Origin of the sequence: Nonomuraea sp. NPDC003560 (assembly GCF_042878785.1) — a bacterium.
GTDB lineage: Bacteria > Actinomycetota > Actinomycetes > Streptosporangiales > Streptosporangiaceae > Nonomuraea.
Window position 1 is genome coordinate 440,351 of sequence record NZ_JBIAOF010000003.1, and the last position, 14,545, is coordinate 454,895.

Genomic DNA, 14,545 nt, shown 5'->3' on the forward strand with positions numbered 1-14,545 from the left:
ATTGACGCCCTGCGCAGCACATACCTATGCTCCGATCAACGAAATTATCGGGGGCTACACGAAACTTTCATACCGCTCGTGCCCGATGAAGGGACCCCTGGATGAAACGCGGTCTGATCCTCATGGCCACCGCCGTGCTCGTCGCCGGATGCGGCAGCGGCGGGAGTGGCGAGAGCGGCGGGCAGCCCGGCGGCTCGCAGCCCGGCCAGAAGCCCGCCAAGGTGACGCTGGAATGGTGGCACCTGTCCACCGCCGAACCGCTGAAGTCCCTGTGGGCGCAGCGGGCCAAGGACTTCGAGGCCGCGCACCCCGACGTCACCATCAAGGCGACGGTGCTGGAGAACGACGCCTACAAGGCGAAGCTGACCACGATCACCCAGTCGGGCAAGGCCCCCGACGTCTTCGTCACGTGGGGCGGCGGCGTGCTCAAGCAGCAGATCGACGCCGGCCTGGTCAAGGACGTCTCCGCCGACGTCGCCCCCGTGCTGGGCACGTTCACCCCCGCGGCGCTGAGCGCGTACCAGTTCGACGGCAGGACGTACGGGCTGCCGACGGACATCGGGCTGGTCGGCTTCTGGTACAACAAGAAACTCTTCGCCAAGGCCGGCATCACGGCCCCGCCCGCCACCTGGGCGGAGTTCCTCGACGACGTCAAGAAGCTGAAGGCGTCCGGCACCACCCCCATCGCGCTGGCCGGCAAGGAGAAGTGGCCGGGCCACTACTACTGGGCCTATCTGGCGATGCGCATCGCCGGCCTGCCCGCGCTCACGCAGGCGGGCGTGGACCACGACTTCACCAAGCCCGACTTCGTGGCCGCCGGACAGCAGGTCAAGGCGCTGGCCGAGCTCCAGCCGTTCCAGAAGGGCTTCCTCGGCGCGGGGTACGGCACCCCCGACGGGCAGGCGGCCACGGTCTCCAACGGCAAGGCCGCCATGGAGCTGATGGGCCAGTGGGCGCCCGCCGTGCAGAAGGACTCCGGCAAGGGCCTCGGCGACGACCTGGGCTTCTTCCCCTTCCCCGCGGTCGAGGGCGGCAAGGGCTCGATCGGCGACGCCTTCGGCGGCGGCAACGGCCTGTCGGTGGGCGCGGACGCGCCCCCGCAGGCCGTGGAGTTCGTGAAGTTCATGACGCGGATGGACCAGCACACCAAGGCCGTGGCGGCGGGCGGCGTGCTGCCGGTGCTCAAGGGCGAGGAGAGCGCGGTCAAGGACGCCAACCTCAAGCAGGTCGCGACCCTGCTGGCCGGGGCCTCCGGCTACCAGCTCTATCTGGACCAGGCCTACCCGCCGGCCGTCGGCCAGCAGGTCAACGACAGCGTGGCCGAGCTGATCGCCGGGACCAAGACGCCGGAGCAGATCGGCCAGGACATCAGCGAAGTGGCCAAGAGCGAATGACGACGCTGACCCGAGGGCCGGCGGCGGTCGCGCCGCCGGTCCCCGCCCCGCCGGGCCGGCGGCGCGGGCGCGCGGTGACGATCGCGCTGTTCCTGCTGCCCGCGCTGGTGCTCTTCGTCCTGCTGGTGGTTGCGCCCATCCTGGTGGCGGTCTACGCCAGCGCGTTCAAGTGGAACGGGTTCGGCGGGCTGCCCACCGAGTTCGTCGGGCCGGACAACTTCACCAGGCTGCTGTCGTCCGGCATCTTCGCCACCGACCTGTGGCACCTGGCGGTCCTGGTGCTGCTGTCGGTGCTGGTCCAGCTGCCGTTCTCGCTGGCCGTGGCGATGCTGCTGAACCAGCGCATCCGGGGGCGGGCGGTCTACCGGCTGGTGTTCTTCGCCCCGTACGTGCTGTCCGAGGTGATCACCGGCGTGCTGTTCTCGCTGATCCTCGCGCCGGACGGCGGGATGGCGAACCAGCTGCTGTCGGTGTTCGGGCTGGAGTCGGAGTTCCTGGCCGATCCGGACACCGTGATGCCCGCGCTCTTCCTGGTCATGACGTGGAAGTACTTCGGCTTCCACATGATGATCTACCTGGCCGGACGGCAGGGCATCCCGAACGAGCTGATCGAGGCCGCGCAGATCGACGGCGCGACGCCCTGGAAGACGTTCCGGCACATCACGCTGCCGCTGCTCGGGCCGACGATCAGGATCAGCGTGTTCCTGTCGGTCATCTACACCATCCAGCTGTTCGACCTGGTCTGGATCCTCACCGGCGGCGGCCCGTCGCACTCCTCGGAGACGATGGCCGTCACCATGATGGAGTTCGGCTTCAAGCGCTCCCAGGTGGGTTACGCCAACGCGATCAGCGTCGTGATGTTCGCGCTCAGCCTCGTCTTCGCCCTCGTCTACCAGCGCGTGGTGATGCGCCGGGACCTGGCGGGCGCGACGACGTCCATGGGAGGCCGCCGATGAACCACGGAAGGCCGCCCGCGCGGCGGCGCCGTCCCACCCTGCCCCTGCACGCGATCGCCTGGATCGTCGGCGCGTTCATCCTGGCGCCGATCGTGTACGCGCTGCTCGGCGGGTTCAAGAGCAACAGCCAGCTCTCCGGCAACCCCTTCGGCCTGCCCGATCCGTGGGTCACCGCGAACTACACCGACGTGCTCGGCTCGGGGTCGTTCTGGCGGCAGGTGTGGAACAGCACGTTCATCGCGGTCGCGACGACCGTGGTGATGGTCGCGCTGGCGGCGCTGGCCGCGTTCGTCTTCGCCAGGTTCGCCTTCCGCGGCAGGGAGGCGCTGTTCACGCTGTTCACCGCCGGGCTGATGTTCCCGTTCGCGGTGGCCATCCTGCCGATCTTCGTGCTGCTGCGCGCGTTCGGGCTGCTGGACGACCCGCTCGGCGTCATCCTGACGCAGGCCGCCTTCGGGCTGCCGCTGACGATCATCATCCTGCGGGGGTTCTTCCGGAGCATCCCGGGCGAGATCGAGGAGGCCGCGATCATCGACGGCTGCTCGCCGTTCGGGTTCTTCTGGCGGATCCTGCTGCCGATGGCCCGCCCGGCCATGGCGACGGTCTCCGTGCTGGCCGTCGTGGGGAGCTGGAACAACTTCATGCTGCCCCTGGTGGTCTTCAGCGACGAGTCGAGCTGGACGCTGCCGCTCGGCATCCAGCAGTTCCAGGGCCAGTACGCCACCGACACCGCCCGCGTCCTCGCCTACCTGATCCTGGCCATGGTGCCGGCGCTCGGGTTCTACGCCATCGCTGAACGTCACCTGGTCGGTGGGCTCACCGCGGGTGCGACGAAAGGGTGAACATGCTCCACGTCTCAGGAAGCCGGCTCCTCACCCCCGAAGGCACGCCCGTCCGGCTCAGGGGGGTGGGCCTCGGGGGCTGGATGAACATGGAGAACTTCATCACCGGCTATCCCGCCAACGAGACCTCGATGCGCGCGGCGGTGACCGGCGTGCTGGGCGAGGAGCGGGCCGAGCTCTTCTTCGACCGGCTGCTCACCTCGTTCTTCACCGGGAGCGACGCCGGGCTGCTGGCCGGGCTCGGCATGAACTGCGTGCGCATCCCGGTCAACTACCACCACTGGGAGTCCGACGACCGGCCCATGGAGATCGACCCGAGGGGCTTCCGGCACCTCGACCGGGTGATCGGCCTGCTGGGCGAGCGCGGTCTCTACAGCGTGATCGACCTGCACGCCCTGCCCGGCTCCCAGAACCAGCACTGGCACAGCGACAACCCCACGCACGTGGCGGCGTTCTGGCAGCACCGGCACTTCCAGGACCGGGCCGTGCACCTGTGGGAGGCGCTGGCCGACCACTACCGCGGGCATCCGTGGGTGGCCGGGTACAACGTGGTGAACGAGCCGGGCGACGTCTCGGGCAAGGTGGTCGGCCCGTTCTACGACCGCCTGGTCAAGGCCGTACGGGCCGCCGACCCGGACCACGTCCTGTTCCTGGACGGCAACACCTACGCCACCGACTTCTCGATGTTCCGGGAGATGTACGAGAACACGGTGTTCGTCATGCACGACTACGCCCTGGCCGGGTTCGCCCACGGCGGCCCGTACCCGGGGCTCACCAGGGGCGAGTGGTGCGACCGCGGCCAGCTGGAGGAGACCTTCGCCCGGCGGTCCCGGTTCCAGCGCGAGACCGGCACGCCGTTGTGGGTGGGCGAGTTCGGCCCGGTCTACACCGGCGACCCGGACCGGGACGCGCAGCGCTACCAGGTCCTGCGCGACCAGCTCGACATCTACGACGCCCACGACGCGGGCTGGTCGCTCTGGACGTACAAGGACGTGGGCCTCCAGGGCCTGGTGCACGCGTCGGGGGCGTACCTGGACCGGTTCGGCGCGTTCATCGGCAAGAAGCGGCGGCTCGGCGCGGACCGGTGGGGCTCGACCATGGAGGAGTGCGCCGACGTGCTCGCCCCGCTGCACCGGCTGGTCGAGACCGAGTTCCCGGACTGGACGCCCTACCCGTGGGGCGCCCGCTACCAGACCGACGACCTGATCAGGCACATCCTCCTCGCCCAGGCCCTGCTGCCCGAGTACGCCGGGCTGTTCAGGGGGCTCGGCGACGACGAGCTGCTGGCCCTGGCCGACTCCTTCACGCTGGAGCAGTGCGTACGGCGTGAGCCGCTGCTCGACCTGCTGGCCGCCAATCTCACCGGGTGACAAACCGCTCATACAGTCGGGTGCGTCACACCACCGGGCAAACTATCGCCATCACTGCTTGCGCTAGGTATGCTTCGGCTGCCCTAATTTAGGTAAGCCTTTCCTCAGCCAGCAGGAGTGACGGTGTTCGCCAGCTACCTCATCGGACTGCGCGAGGGACTGGAGGCGACGCTCGTCGTCTCCGTCCTCATCGCCTTCCTCGTCAAGAGCGACAGGAAGGACAAGCTTCCCCAGGTCTGGACGGGCGTCGCCGCGGCGGTCGCGCTGTCCGTCGGCTTCGGCGCGCTGCTGACCTTCACCGCCGCCAACCTCGGGCACATGGGGCAGGAGCTGTTCGACGCGATCACCTCGCTGCTGGCCGTCGCGTTCGTCACGTGGATGATCTTCTGGATGCGGCGCACCGCCCGCGCGCTCTCCGGCGAGCTGCGGGGCAAGCTCTCCGACGCGCTGCAGATGGGCTCGCTCGCGGTGGTCGTGATGGCCTTCCTGGCCGTGGCCCGCGAGGGGCTTGAGACGGCGTTGCTGTTCTTCGCCGCCGTCCAGGGCGCGACCGCCACCGTGGACCCCCTGCTCGGCATCGCGCTCGGGCTGCTCACGTCGGTGGTCATCGGCTGGGGGCTGTACAGGAGCGCGCTGAAGATCAACCTCACCAAGTTCTTCACCTGGACGGGCCTGCTGCTCATCCTGGTCGCCGCCGGCATCTTCAAGTACGGCGTGCACGACCTCCAGGAAGCCAACATCCTGCCCGGCCTGAGCTCCTACGCCTTCGACATCAGCGCCGTCCTGCCCGCCGATTCCTGGTACGGCGCGCTGCTTTCCGGCATGCTCAACATCACGCCGCAGCCGAGCATCGCCGAGGCCGTGGCCTGGATCGTCTACCTCGCGCCCACTCTCTTCCTCTTCCTGCTGCCACAGCGGGTGAAGACCACTCCCGCCTCCACCGCACCCGCGGCCTGAACAGGAGCATCATGCGTACCGCCATCAGCCTGTCCTTCGGCGCGCTCGCCCTCGCGGGCCTGACCGCGTGCGGCTCGGGCACCACCGCCACGGAGACCGCCAAGGGCCCGGCCGCCGCACCCGGCAAGATCACCGTGGCCGCGTCGGACACCGAGTGCAAGGTCGCGACCGCCGAGATCGCGGCGGGCACGAGCACGTTCACGATCACCAACGGCGGCTCCAAGGTGACCGAGTTCTACGTGTACGCCCCCGGCGACCGGGTGATGGCCGAGGTCGAGAACATCGTGCCCGGCCTGACCAGGGAGCTGGTCGCCGAGCTGCCGGCCGGCGCGTACGAGACCGTCTGCAAGCCCGGCATGGTGGGCAAGGGCATCCGCAACGCGCTGAAGGTGACCGGCGAGCACAAGGCGCTCACCTCCGACGCCCAGCTCGCCGACGCCGTCGCCAGCTACAAGCGCTACATCAAGTCGCAGAGCGACACGCTGCTGGTCAAGACGCAGGAGTTCGTGGACGCCGTCAAGGCCGGCGAGATCGACAAGGCCAAGGAGCTGTACCCGGTCTCGCGGACGTACTGGGAGCGCATCGAGCCGGTCGCGGAGATCTTCGGCGACCTCGACCCGGCCATCGACGCCCGCGAGGCGGACCTGGCCGACGGCGAGGAGTGGACCGGATTCCACCGGATCGAGAAGGATCTGTGGATCAAGAAGGACATCAGCAAGGACGGCCCGGTCGCCGACAAGCTGATCGCCGACGTCAAGACCATCGTCCAGAAGTCCAACGCCGCCGAGCTGACCCCGCTCAACCTGGCCAACGGCGCCAAGGAACTGCTCGACGAGGTGGCCTCCGGGAAGATCACCGGCGAGGAGGACATCTGGTCGCACACCGACCTGTGGGACTTCGACGCCAACCTCCAGGGCTCCAAGGCCGCCGTGCAGTCGCTGCGCCCGGTGCTGGAGCAGCGCTCCCCCGACCTGGTCAAGACGCTGGACGAGAAGTTCGCCGCCGCGGAGGCCGCGCTGGGCGCGCACCAGAAGGGCGACGGCTGGAAGCTGCACGACGAGCTGTCCAAGGCCGAGCTGAAGGCGCTGTCCGACGCGATCAACGCGCTGGCCGAGCCGATCAGTAAGATCGCACCGGTCATCGCCAAGTAACGGGAGGTGGGGGCGTTGTCGCAGGCCGGCGGGCGGATGAGCCGCCGCAAGCTGTTCGGGCTGGGCGCCGCGGGCGCGGCCGTGCTCGGGGCGGGGGCGGTGACGACCAGGTCGCTGCTGGAGGAGCCGCCGGTCGCGCACGCCGCATCGACGTCCGATCCGTTCCCGTTCTACGGGCAGCACCAGGCGGGCGTCGTCACGCCCGCCCAGGACCGGCTGCACTTCGTCGCCTTCGACGTCATCACCGACAAGAAGGCCGAGCTGGTCGACCTGCTCCAGGAGTGGACGGCCGCGGCGGCCCGGCTGACGCAGGGCAAGGAGGCCGGGGCGTTCGGCGCGGTGGGCGGGGCGGCCGAGGCGGCGCCCGACGACACCGGCGAGGCGCTGGGGCTGCCCGCCTCGGGGCTGACGCTCACGATCGGGTTCGGCCCGTCGCTGTTCGACGACCGGTTCGGGCTGGCGGGCAAACGACCGGCCGCGCTGGCCGACCTGCCGAAGTTCCCCGGCGAACAGCTCATCCCGGAGATCTCGGGCGGGGACATCTGCGTCCAGGCGTGCGCGCACGACCCCCAGGTGGCCGTGCACGCCATCCGCAACCTGGCCAGGATCGGCTTCGGCAAGGTCTCGGTGCGCTGGTCGCAGCTCGGTTTCGGCCGTACGTCGTCCACGTCGCGGGCCCAGGCCACGCCGCGCAACCTCATGGGTTTCAAGGACGGCACCAACAACATGAAGCTGGAGGACGCCGACCTGCTGCGCGACCACCTGTGGGCGAGCGGCTCGGACGGTCCCGCCTGGATGGCGGGCGGCACGTACATGGTCACCAGGAAGATCCGCATGACGATCGAGACCTGGGACCGCGCCTCGCTCGCCGAGCAGGAGCAGATCTTCGGCCGGGACAAGGGCGAGGGCGCGCCGCTGGGCAGGAAGGCCGAGTTCGACCCCGTGGACTTCGCCGCCAAGGGCCCCGACGGGCAGCCGCTGATCAAGGACGACTCGCACGTCAAGCTGGCGCACCCGAGCAACAACGGCAACGCCCACCTGCTGCGCCGCGGCTACAACTTCGTCGACGGCTCCGACGGCCTCGGCCGCCTGGACGCCGGGCTGTTCTTCATCGCCTACCAGCGCGACCCGCGCAAGCAGTTCGTGCCCGTGCAGATGAACCTGGCCCGGCACGACGCGCTCAACGAGTACATCAAGCACGTCTCCAGCGGCCTGTTCGCCTGCCCGCCCGGCGTCCAGGACGCGGGCGACTACTGGGGCCGCACCCTGTTCGCCTGACCCTGCTCAGCGCCCGCCGTCAGCGGTGGCGGGCGCGCGAGGCCTGGGCGTGGGCGCGGTTGGCGCAGCGGGTCGAGCAGAACTGCCGCTTGCCCGGCCGGCTGCGGTCGACGAAGGCGTCGGCGCACGGCGTGGCCGCGCACTGGCGCAGCCGTTCCCAGTCGCCGGCCGCCGCGAGTTCCAGCAGCTCGGTGACGGCCCGCACGGCGAGCCGGCCCGCCGCCGTCGCCCCGTCCGGCGCGACCAGCCGCAGCCGGGGCACGCCGCCCGCGTGCTCCACCGCCGCCCGCGCCGGCAGCCGGGCCACCCACTCCGCCAGCGCCCCCGCCCGGCCGCCGGGCTCGGCGGCCAGCACCGCCCGCAGCCGCTCGCGCACCTCCCTGACCTCCCGCAGGTCCTCCTCGCCGAGCCCGTGGTCGTTCTCAAGCGGTTCGCCCAGTTCGCGGCAGAAGCGGCGCAGCTCCGCCACGTCGGGCAGCCGCTCGGGATCGTCCAGGTACTCGTCCCACGTGTTGGCCAGATCGACGGCCACGAGACCCGTCTCGATGAACTGGCGCATCCCTCACCCTCCTGCTACCGTCACGACTATGAGCACTATAACCCCTGACAGAAAGTTGACCGTCCTCGACGCGCCGTCCAACCTCGGCCTGCGTCCACTCGCCGAGGATGTCATCCCCGGCTGCTACAAGGCTCCCTGGGCGTTGCGGGACAACGGGCTGGTCGCCCGGATCGGCGCGGCCGACGCGGGCGCGCTGGTCCCGCCCCGCTACGTGGCCACCTGGAAGCCCGGCGACGGCGTGCGCAACGGCGCGGCCATCGCCGCCTACACCCGGCGGCTGGCCGACCGCGTGGCCGGGATCAGGGCCGGCGGGGGCTTCCCCGTCCTGCTCGGCGGCGACTGCTCGATCCTGCTCGGCCCCGCGCTCGCCCTGCGCAGGACGGGCCGCTACGGGGTGGCCTACCTCGACGCCCACACCGACTTCCGCCACCTCGGCAACTCGCCGCACGTCGGCGCGGCGGCCGGCGAGGACCTGGCCCTGGTGACCGGCCGCGGCGACGACTACCTGACCGACATCGACGGCCTGCGCCCGTACGTCCGGGACGAGGACGTCATCGTGCTCGGCGTCCGGGACGGCGACGACGTCCAGGAGCTCGCCGCCGAGGGCATCGCCTTCGTCGCCGGGGACGACATCCCCCTGGAGGCCGCCGAGCGCGTGCTCGTGCGCGACGACCTGGACGGCTTCTGGATCCACGTGGACGCCGACGTGCTCGACCCGTCCGTGCTGTCGGCCGTCGACTCGCCCACCCCCGGCGGCCTGACCGGCGACCAGCTCGCCGGCCTGCTCCGCGGGCTGCTCGCGCTGCCCGGGGCGGCCGGGATCGAGTTCACCATCTTCGACCCCGACCTCGACGAGGACGGCGGCCAGGCGGCCGCCCTGACCGACATCCTCGTCTCAGCCCTGACCTGACCCGTGGCCGTCCGGGGCGGAGCCGTCCGCCCGCAGGATGCGGAAGACGGGATGACCAGCCGCGATCCGGCGGAAACTGTCCAGCGGCGCCTTCGGGCCGAGTCCGAGGTGGGGCCGCGCGCCGGGCGCCACGGCGGCGTAGCGGCGCAGGATCTCGGCGCGGCGTTCGACCGGGACCTCCGCCAGCCGGATCGGCGCCGCCCGCCTGCGACGCCGCAGCACGGCCCGGCCGCCGGCGGCCCGGACGTTGCGCACCCAGTTCGCCTCCGGCCCGAGCATGGAGACCAGGTACTCGCCGCCGTCGTGCCTGGCGACCGCGACGGGCACCGACGTGAGCGCCCCGCTGCGGCGTCCCACCACCTGGAGCACCGCCCCCTGGGGCAGCGGCAGCCACCGGGAGGCGTAGGTCAGCGCGTCGAGCCGGTTCATCGCCCGCGTGAGCGCGTTGGGCCGCCCGCCCCGGTACATCAGGCGCTTGAGCGCCCCCGGCCACCGGGCGACGTGGATCACCGCGCCCTCCTCCACAGCAGCACGACCGCCACCAGCCCCGGGACCAGCGGAAGGACCTGCAGCCAGCCGAGCAGCGGCGCCAGGCCGACCTCGCCGTTGCTGTCCCGGACGGTCAGGCCCGCGAGCGCGATGCACGAAGCCGCCACGAACAGCCCGGCCCCCATCCATCGGGCCCACCCCCTGCCCGCCCCGGCCGCCCGGACGGTGACGAGCCAGCCGGCCAGCCCGAGCGCCCCCACGACCGAGAGGATCACCGTGTACGCGGTGACCCCCTCGTCGATCCTCCCCGGCCCCAGCTCCGGATAGCCCGCCCTGAGGTACTCGGCCAGCCCGGAGCGGTAGGCGAAGGCGAAGAGGGTGACCAGCACCGTGAGCGCGGCGCCGCCGTACAGCAGGGCGGAGGCTCCGCGCGGCTTCCCTGTCATGACATGAGTCCCTTCTGGACGACATTCTTACAAAGTATGTTTTGACTATACTTACCACGTAAGAATCGAGAAAGGGCACCATGTCCCCGAAACGCACCCGCGGCCAGAACGCCGGGCTGACCCGGCAGGCCATCCTGCGGGCGGCTCTGGCGCTGGCCGACCGCGAAGGGCTGAAGGCGCTGTCCATGCGCCGCATCGGCCAGGAGCTCGGGGTCGAGGCCATGTCCCTCTACCAGCACGTCGGCAGCAAGGACGCGCTGCTCGACGGCCTGGTCGAGCAGGTCGTCACGCAGGCCGCGCCGCTGCTGACCGAGGCCGTCTCGTGGCAGGAGGGCCTGCGCGAGTACGCCCACGCGCTGCTGCGGGCGCTGCTCGCGCATCCGAACGTCGTCCCCCTGGTGGTCAGCCGTCCCGCGATCACGCCCGGGAACCTGCGCCTGATGGAGGAGGGGCTGCGCGTGCTGCGCGCGGCGGGGCTGCCGCCGGACCGCGCGCTGGACATGCTCTACGCCGTGACCGGTTTCGTCGTCGGCCACGTCGCCGTCCTGGCCGCCGGTGGGGTCGCCGGTGGGGCCGAGCGGGCCGCGCCCGCGATGCGCGACATCCCCGAGCCGGACCTGGTGGAGACCCCGCTGCTGGCCGAGGCCACCCGGGCGCGGCGCGCCCAGCCGTCCTCGGGGACCGACCGCCGTTTCGTCTTCGCGCTCGAAGCCATGCTGCGCGGCTTCGGCGAACCCAGCGAAAGCGGCGAACCCTGACGGAAGCGGCGAGCGCTAGCGGAAGACGTACCCGCTCGTGCTGGTGCGGCCGGCGGCGTTCGTGGCGGTGACCGAGGTCCACGGGCCCGGCGGGACGTACGGGGCCCACGCCGACTCGGGGCGGCCCGGCCCGTGCCACCGCTGGGCCACGCCGACCTCACGGCCGCCGGGCGAGGCGAAGCGCAGGGTGCCGCCGCGCAGGTTGTAGCCCTCGACGGTGATCCCGGGCCGGCCGTCCCGTTCCTCGCGGTAGGCGTTCACGATGATCGGCTCCCGGCCGCCGTTCGCGATGTCGTCGGCCAGCGACGGGGTGGACGGGCTCGCCTGGCAGGTGAAGAAGGGCTCCCAGCCATAGGAGATGATCTTCGAGGCGTGCCCGCCCGTCGCCATGATCTGCTGGTCGAGCCGGGCCTTGCTGGTGCGTCCCCGCAACGGCAGCGGCTCGACCCGCCCGCACTCGCCGTCCGCGGGCGCGGGCTCGAAGCCCTCGACGTTGACCCACAGCTCGACCCCGGCGGGCACACTCTTGGCCGCCGCCTCGATGTAGTCCCTGGTGGGCCCGTAGTAGCCGTCGGCGTTGCGCACCCGGCCGACCACCGGGACGAGCCGGGGGGCGACCATGGACCCGCCCTCCTCGATCCCGTGCACGGGGACCTTGCCCGTGCCCCGCCCGTCCTGCACGGCGACGGCCATGGGCGCGCCGGCGCGGGTGGCGGCGATGTCGGCCAGCCCGCCGGGCACCTGGCCGGGCGGGAAACCGCGGCCCCTGCGGGCGTCGATGTAGGGGCTGACCAGGATCTTCCGGCCGGGCAGCACGGCTGCGACGGCCGCGTGCTGGGCCGCGTACAGGGCGAGGACGGGGTCGCGCGGCCCCCGTTCGCGCATGGCCAGCTCGAACGACTGGTAGACCCCGCCGAAGGCGGCCGACCCGCCGAACCGCTCGCGGTAGCCGGCCAGCACCCGCGCGGTGAAGGCGTTCAGCGCGGCGAGGTGCGCGAGGTCGGGCTCCCACGGCTTGCCCCGCCGCTGCGGCGCGGCGGGCAGCCCGGGGAACACCTTCATCCCGTACGCCGCCGCCTCCTCGACCAGGTTGCCGAGCCCGTCGCCGTCGGTGGAGACCAGCACCACGTCCTGGACGCGCGCGGCGCACGACGCGGCCAGCGACACGCGGTAGAAGACCCGCCCGCCGCTGTCGATCCGCCGGTCGAGCCCCGGGCAGCGCAGCACGGAACGCCCGAACTCCTCGCTGGTCACGTACGTGTAGACGTGCCGGATCCGTTTGCCGGGCACCTGTGCGCAGGGCCGTCCGTCCACCCGGCAGGCGGCGAACTCCGGCTCCATCGGCCCGGCGTCGAACCGCGGTCCGAACGTGACGAGCGTGTCGCCGCCGAGCGAGTGGATCGCCTCCACCGTCCGCCGCGTGACGCACACGTCGGCCCGGGGCATGACCCAGTAGCCGGTGATCGCGTACGGCGAGGTCACCCGCGGGTCCCTGGGCGGGCACCCGTCGTCGCCGGCGCCGGGCCCGGCCGGGACCACGACGAGGACGGCGAGGACCGCCATCACGACCAGCCACCGTAACCGGCGCACCCATGCTCCCCTCGACGTACCGACCAGAGTAGGCATCTACCCGATCCGCGGCCGGTAGTGCCCCGGTGCCGGCCGGCCGCGGGGCGGCACGGACAATGGAGTCATGGTGAGCATCGACCTCAGTGGCAGGACGGCGCTGGTCACGGGCTCGACCCAGGGCATCGGGGCGGCCATCGCGACCGGTCTGGCACAGGCGGGCGCGCGCGTCGGCGTCAACGGCCGCAGCGAACGCTCGGTGGCCGCGGCCATCGAGCGCATGGACCATCGCGGCCTGGTCGCCGCGCCCGGCGACGTCGCCACCGACGAAGGGCTCCAGCGGGTGCTCGGCTCGCTGCCGCAGGTGGACATCCTCGTCAACAACCTGGGCATCTTCGAGGCCAGGCCGGCGCTGGAGATCGACGACGCGGAGTGGCGGCGCTTCTTCGAGGTCAACGTCCTGTCGGCGGTGCGCCTCACGCGCGCCTACCTGCCCGGCATGATCGAGCGCGGCTGGGGCCGGATCCAGTACATCGCCAGCGACTCGGCCATCGTCACGCCCACCGAGATGATCCACTACGGCATGAGCAAGACGGCGCTGCTGGCCGTCTCGCGCGGGTTCGCCAAGGAGGCCGCCGGCAGCGGGGTGACGGTCAACTCGGTGATCGCCGGGCCCACGCACACCGGCGGCGTGGAGGAGTTCGTCTACCAGCTCGTGGACCGGGAGCTGCCGTGGGAGGAGGCGCAGCGGGCGTTCATGCGCGAGCACCGTCCGCAGTCGCTGCTCCAGCGGCTGATCGAGCCCGAGGAGATCGCCAACATGGTCGTCTACCTCAGCTCGCCGCTCGCCTCGGCGACCACCGGCGGCGCCCTGCGCGTGGACGGCGGCTACGTGGACGCCATCCTGCCCTGACCGCCCGCCCGCGCTCAGTACGACTGGAGCTCGATCAGGTTGCCCTCCGGGTCGCGCAGGTGGGCGGTACGCAGGCCGGGCCCCCAGGCGGGCCGGTCCTGCGGCGGCGCGGCGACGGTGGCGCCCAGCCCGACGAGCCGGTCGGCCTCGCCGTCGACGTCGTCGACCCGCATCACCAGCATCACCGTGTCCTGGGCGCCCGCCACCGGCAGCCCGGACGTGCCGACGACCTCGGCGACGCAGTCGCGGCCGAAGAGCACGAGACCGGCCTGGCCGTCGATGTCCCAGTTGGCGTACGCGGCCTCCGTCAGCACCTTCACCGGCTCCAGCCCGAGGGCGGCCCGGTAGAAGGCGACGCTCGCCGGGAAGTCGCGCACCAGCAGCCGAGGGTAGAGAGCGTCCATCCTGATCCTCCGAAATTAGTGGGTGGTCACCAACTATTGGGAACAACCTACACTTCTCGACGAGATGGAACTGCCACCCACCCTGCTCGGGACGACCACCTTCGTGCTGCACAAGGTCGGCGTCGCGGGCCGGCGCGCCCTGGCCACGCGACTCACCGCCGACACGGGGCTGAGCCTGTGGGAGTTCGCGGCGCTGGCCACGCTCGACGACTTCGGCCCGGCCGCCCAGCGGGAGGTCGGCGACCGGCTGGGCCTCGACCCGAGCGACATGGTCCGCCTGATGGACGGCCTCATGGCCGAAGGGCTGGCCGCCCGGGAGCGCGACCCCGCCGACCGCCGCCGCTACCGGATCTCGCTGACCGCCGCCGGCCGGGACGCCCTGGAACGGGCCCGCGCGGTGGTCGCGGACGTCGAAAGGGAGACGCTCGCCCCGCTGACCGACGCCGAGCGCCGGGACCTCCACAGCCTGGTCACAAAACTCTTCTCACCCTGACAAATCCCATAACTCACGTCAACTGACGAACAACTGTCACAACAACTGCCCTCTTTGCA

At 71.5% G+C, this 14,545-nt stretch carries 16 protein-coding genes; 11 read left to right on the forward strand and 5 right to left on the reverse strand.

Features of this window, described 5'->3' with window-relative positions:
* The first annotated feature begins 101 nt into the window (after positions 1–101).
* The 7 genes from ACFYUV_RS12965 to efeB all read left to right on the forward strand — a co-directional run bounded on the left by ACFYUV_RS12965 (position 102) and on the right by efeB (position 7,948).
* Positions 102–1,394: an extracellular solute-binding protein gene (locus tag ACFYUV_RS12965; protein ID WP_387668235.1), complete on the forward strand. Its 1,293-nt coding sequence runs from the start codon at positions 102–104 to the stop codon at positions 1,392–1,394.
* Entirely contained in the window at positions 1,391–2,350 is a 960-nt protein-coding gene (locus ACFYUV_RS12970; protein WP_387668238.1) for a carbohydrate ABC transporter permease, read from the forward strand. The genes ACFYUV_RS12965 and ACFYUV_RS12970 overlap by 4 nt, the downstream gene beginning before the upstream one ends.
* The gene (locus tag ACFYUV_RS12975; RefSeq protein WP_358283240.1) at positions 2,347–3,192 is read left to right on the forward strand and encodes a carbohydrate ABC transporter permease; all 846 of its coding nucleotides are present in this window, start codon (positions 2,347–2,349) and stop codon (positions 3,190–3,192) included. The genes ACFYUV_RS12970 and ACFYUV_RS12975 overlap by 4 nt, the downstream gene beginning before the upstream one ends.
* A 2-nt stretch (positions 3,193–3,194) precedes the next feature.
* Positions 3,195–4,562, forward strand: coding sequence for a glycoside hydrolase family 5 protein (locus ACFYUV_RS12980; RefSeq protein ID WP_387668240.1), 1,368 nt, complete (start codon positions 3,195–3,197; stop codon positions 4,560–4,562).
* A gap of 123 nt (positions 4,563–4,685) precedes the next feature.
* Positions 4,686–5,519: an iron uptake transporter permease EfeU gene (gene efeU / locus ACFYUV_RS12985; protein ID WP_387668242.1), complete on the forward strand. Its 834-nt coding sequence runs from the start codon at positions 4,686–4,688 to the stop codon at positions 5,517–5,519.
* A gap of 11 nt (positions 5,520–5,530) precedes the next feature.
* Positions 5,531–6,670: an iron uptake system protein EfeO gene (gene efeO, locus ACFYUV_RS12990; protein ID WP_387668244.1), complete on the forward strand. Its 1,140-nt coding sequence runs from the start codon at positions 5,531–5,533 to the stop codon at positions 6,668–6,670.
* 6 nt (positions 6,671–6,676) lie between these two features.
* Positions 6,677–7,948 (forward strand): iron uptake transporter deferrochelatase/peroxidase subunit, encoded by a 1,272-nt coding sequence (gene efeB / locus ACFYUV_RS12995; protein ID WP_387668246.1) that lies wholly within the window; start codon positions 6,677–6,679, stop codon positions 7,946–7,948.
* 19 nt (positions 7,949–7,967) lie between these two features.
* Here the strand turns inward: efeB and ACFYUV_RS13000 are convergent, their stop codons facing one another.
* Positions 7,968–8,507, reverse strand: coding sequence for a CGNR zinc finger domain-containing protein (locus ACFYUV_RS13000; RefSeq protein ID WP_387668248.1), 540 nt, complete (start codon positions 8,505–8,507; stop codon positions 7,968–7,970).
* Between the two features lie 28 nt (positions 8,508–8,535).
* Here ACFYUV_RS13000 and ACFYUV_RS13005 point away from each other — a divergent pair, with 28 nt between their 5' ends.
* Positions 8,536–9,417: an arginase family protein gene (locus ACFYUV_RS13005; protein WP_387668251.1), complete on the forward strand. Its 882-nt coding sequence runs from the start codon at positions 8,536–8,538 to the stop codon at positions 9,415–9,417.
* Here the strand turns inward: ACFYUV_RS13005 and ACFYUV_RS13010 are convergent.
* Positions 9,403–9,927, reverse strand: coding sequence for a nitroreductase family deazaflavin-dependent oxidoreductase (locus ACFYUV_RS13010; RefSeq protein WP_387668254.1), 525 nt, complete (start codon positions 9,925–9,927; stop codon positions 9,403–9,405). The genes ACFYUV_RS13005 and ACFYUV_RS13010 overlap by 15 nt on opposite strands.
* Complete coding sequence (locus ACFYUV_RS13015) at positions 9,924–10,352, reverse strand: hypothetical protein (RefSeq protein ID WP_387668256.1); 429 nt, start codon at positions 10,350–10,352, stop codon at positions 9,924–9,926. The genes ACFYUV_RS13010 and ACFYUV_RS13015 overlap by 4 nt, the downstream gene beginning before the upstream one ends.
* An 80-nt stretch (positions 10,353–10,432) precedes the next feature.
* On the opposite strand from ACFYUV_RS13015, the gene ACFYUV_RS13020 reads away from it, so the two are divergent.
* Entirely contained in the window at positions 10,433–11,110 is a 678-nt protein-coding gene (locus ACFYUV_RS13020; protein WP_387668258.1) for a TetR/AcrR family transcriptional regulator C-terminal domain-containing protein, read from the forward strand.
* Between the two features lie 15 nt (positions 11,111–11,125).
* Here the strand turns inward: ACFYUV_RS13020 and ACFYUV_RS13025 are convergent, their stop codons facing one another.
* The gene (locus tag ACFYUV_RS13025; protein WP_387668261.1) at positions 11,126–12,700 is read right to left on the reverse strand and encodes a DUF4434 domain-containing protein; all 1,575 of its coding nucleotides are present in this window, start codon (positions 12,698–12,700) and stop codon (positions 11,126–11,128) included.
* A 106-nt stretch (positions 12,701–12,806) separates the two neighbouring features.
* Between ACFYUV_RS13025 and ACFYUV_RS13030 the strand changes: the two genes are divergently transcribed.
* The gene (locus ACFYUV_RS13030) at positions 12,807–13,589 is read left to right on the forward strand and encodes an SDR family NAD(P)-dependent oxidoreductase (RefSeq protein ID WP_387669267.1); all 783 of its coding nucleotides are present in this window, start codon (positions 12,807–12,809) and stop codon (positions 13,587–13,589) included.
* Positions 13,590–13,603: 14 nt separating this feature from the next.
* Here ACFYUV_RS13030 and ACFYUV_RS13035 read toward each other — a convergent pair whose 3' ends face one another.
* Positions 13,604–13,993 carry a VOC family protein gene (locus ACFYUV_RS13035; protein WP_387668264.1) on the reverse strand — a complete coding sequence of 130 codons (390 nt, stop codon included), beginning with the start codon at positions 13,991–13,993 and terminating at the stop codon, positions 13,604–13,606.
* 64 nt (positions 13,994–14,057) lie between these two features.
* On the opposite strand from ACFYUV_RS13035, the gene ACFYUV_RS13040 reads away from it, so the two are divergent.
* A complete protein-coding gene (locus ACFYUV_RS13040; RefSeq protein WP_387668267.1) occupies positions 14,058–14,486 on the forward strand; it encodes a MarR family winged helix-turn-helix transcriptional regulator in 429 nt (142 codons plus the stop codon).
* Positions 14,487–14,545: the final 59 nt, after the last annotated feature.

What these genes read in the sequence shown, in the direction of transcription:
- ACFYUV_RS12965 (WP_387668235.1), top strand. Translation starts at nt 102, where the DNA reads ATGAAACGCGGTCTGATCCTCATGGCCACCGCCGTGCTCGTCGCCGGA.
- ACFYUV_RS12970 (WP_387668238.1), top strand. Translation starts at nt 1,391, where the DNA reads ATGACGACGCTGACCCGAGGGCCGGCGGCGGTCGCGCCGCCGGTCCCC.
- ACFYUV_RS12975 (WP_358283240.1), top strand. Translation starts at nt 2,347, where the DNA reads ATGAACCACGGAAGGCCGCCCGCGCGGCGGCGCCGTCCCACCCTGCCC.
- ACFYUV_RS12980 (WP_387668240.1), top strand. Translation starts at nt 3,195, where the DNA reads ATGCTCCACGTCTCAGGAAGCCGGCTCCTCACCCCCGAAGGCACGCCC.
- efeO (WP_387668244.1), top strand. Translation starts at nt 5,531, where the DNA reads ATGCGTACCGCCATCAGCCTGTCCTTCGGCGCGCTCGCCCTCGCGGGC.
- ACFYUV_RS13000 (WP_387668248.1), bottom strand. Translation starts at nt 8,507, where the DNA reads ATGCGCCAGTTCATCGAGACGGGTCTCGTGGCCGTCGATCTGGCCAAC.
- ACFYUV_RS13005 (WP_387668251.1), top strand. Translation starts at nt 8,536, where the DNA reads ATGAGCACTATAACCCCTGACAGAAAGTTGACCGTCCTCGACGCGCCG.
- ACFYUV_RS13015 (WP_387668256.1), bottom strand. Translation starts at nt 10,352, where the DNA reads ATGACAGGGAAGCCGCGCGGAGCCTCCGCCCTGCTGTACGGCGGCGCC.
- ACFYUV_RS13020 (WP_387668258.1), top strand. Translation starts at nt 10,433, where the DNA reads ATGTCCCCGAAACGCACCCGCGGCCAGAACGCCGGGCTGACCCGGCAG.
- ACFYUV_RS13035 (WP_387668264.1), bottom strand. Translation starts at nt 13,993, where the DNA reads ATGGACGCTCTCTACCCTCGGCTGCTGGTGCGCGACTTCCCGGCGAGC.
- ACFYUV_RS13040 (WP_387668267.1), top strand. Translation starts at nt 14,058, where the DNA reads ATGGAACTGCCACCCACCCTGCTCGGGACGACCACCTTCGTGCTGCAC.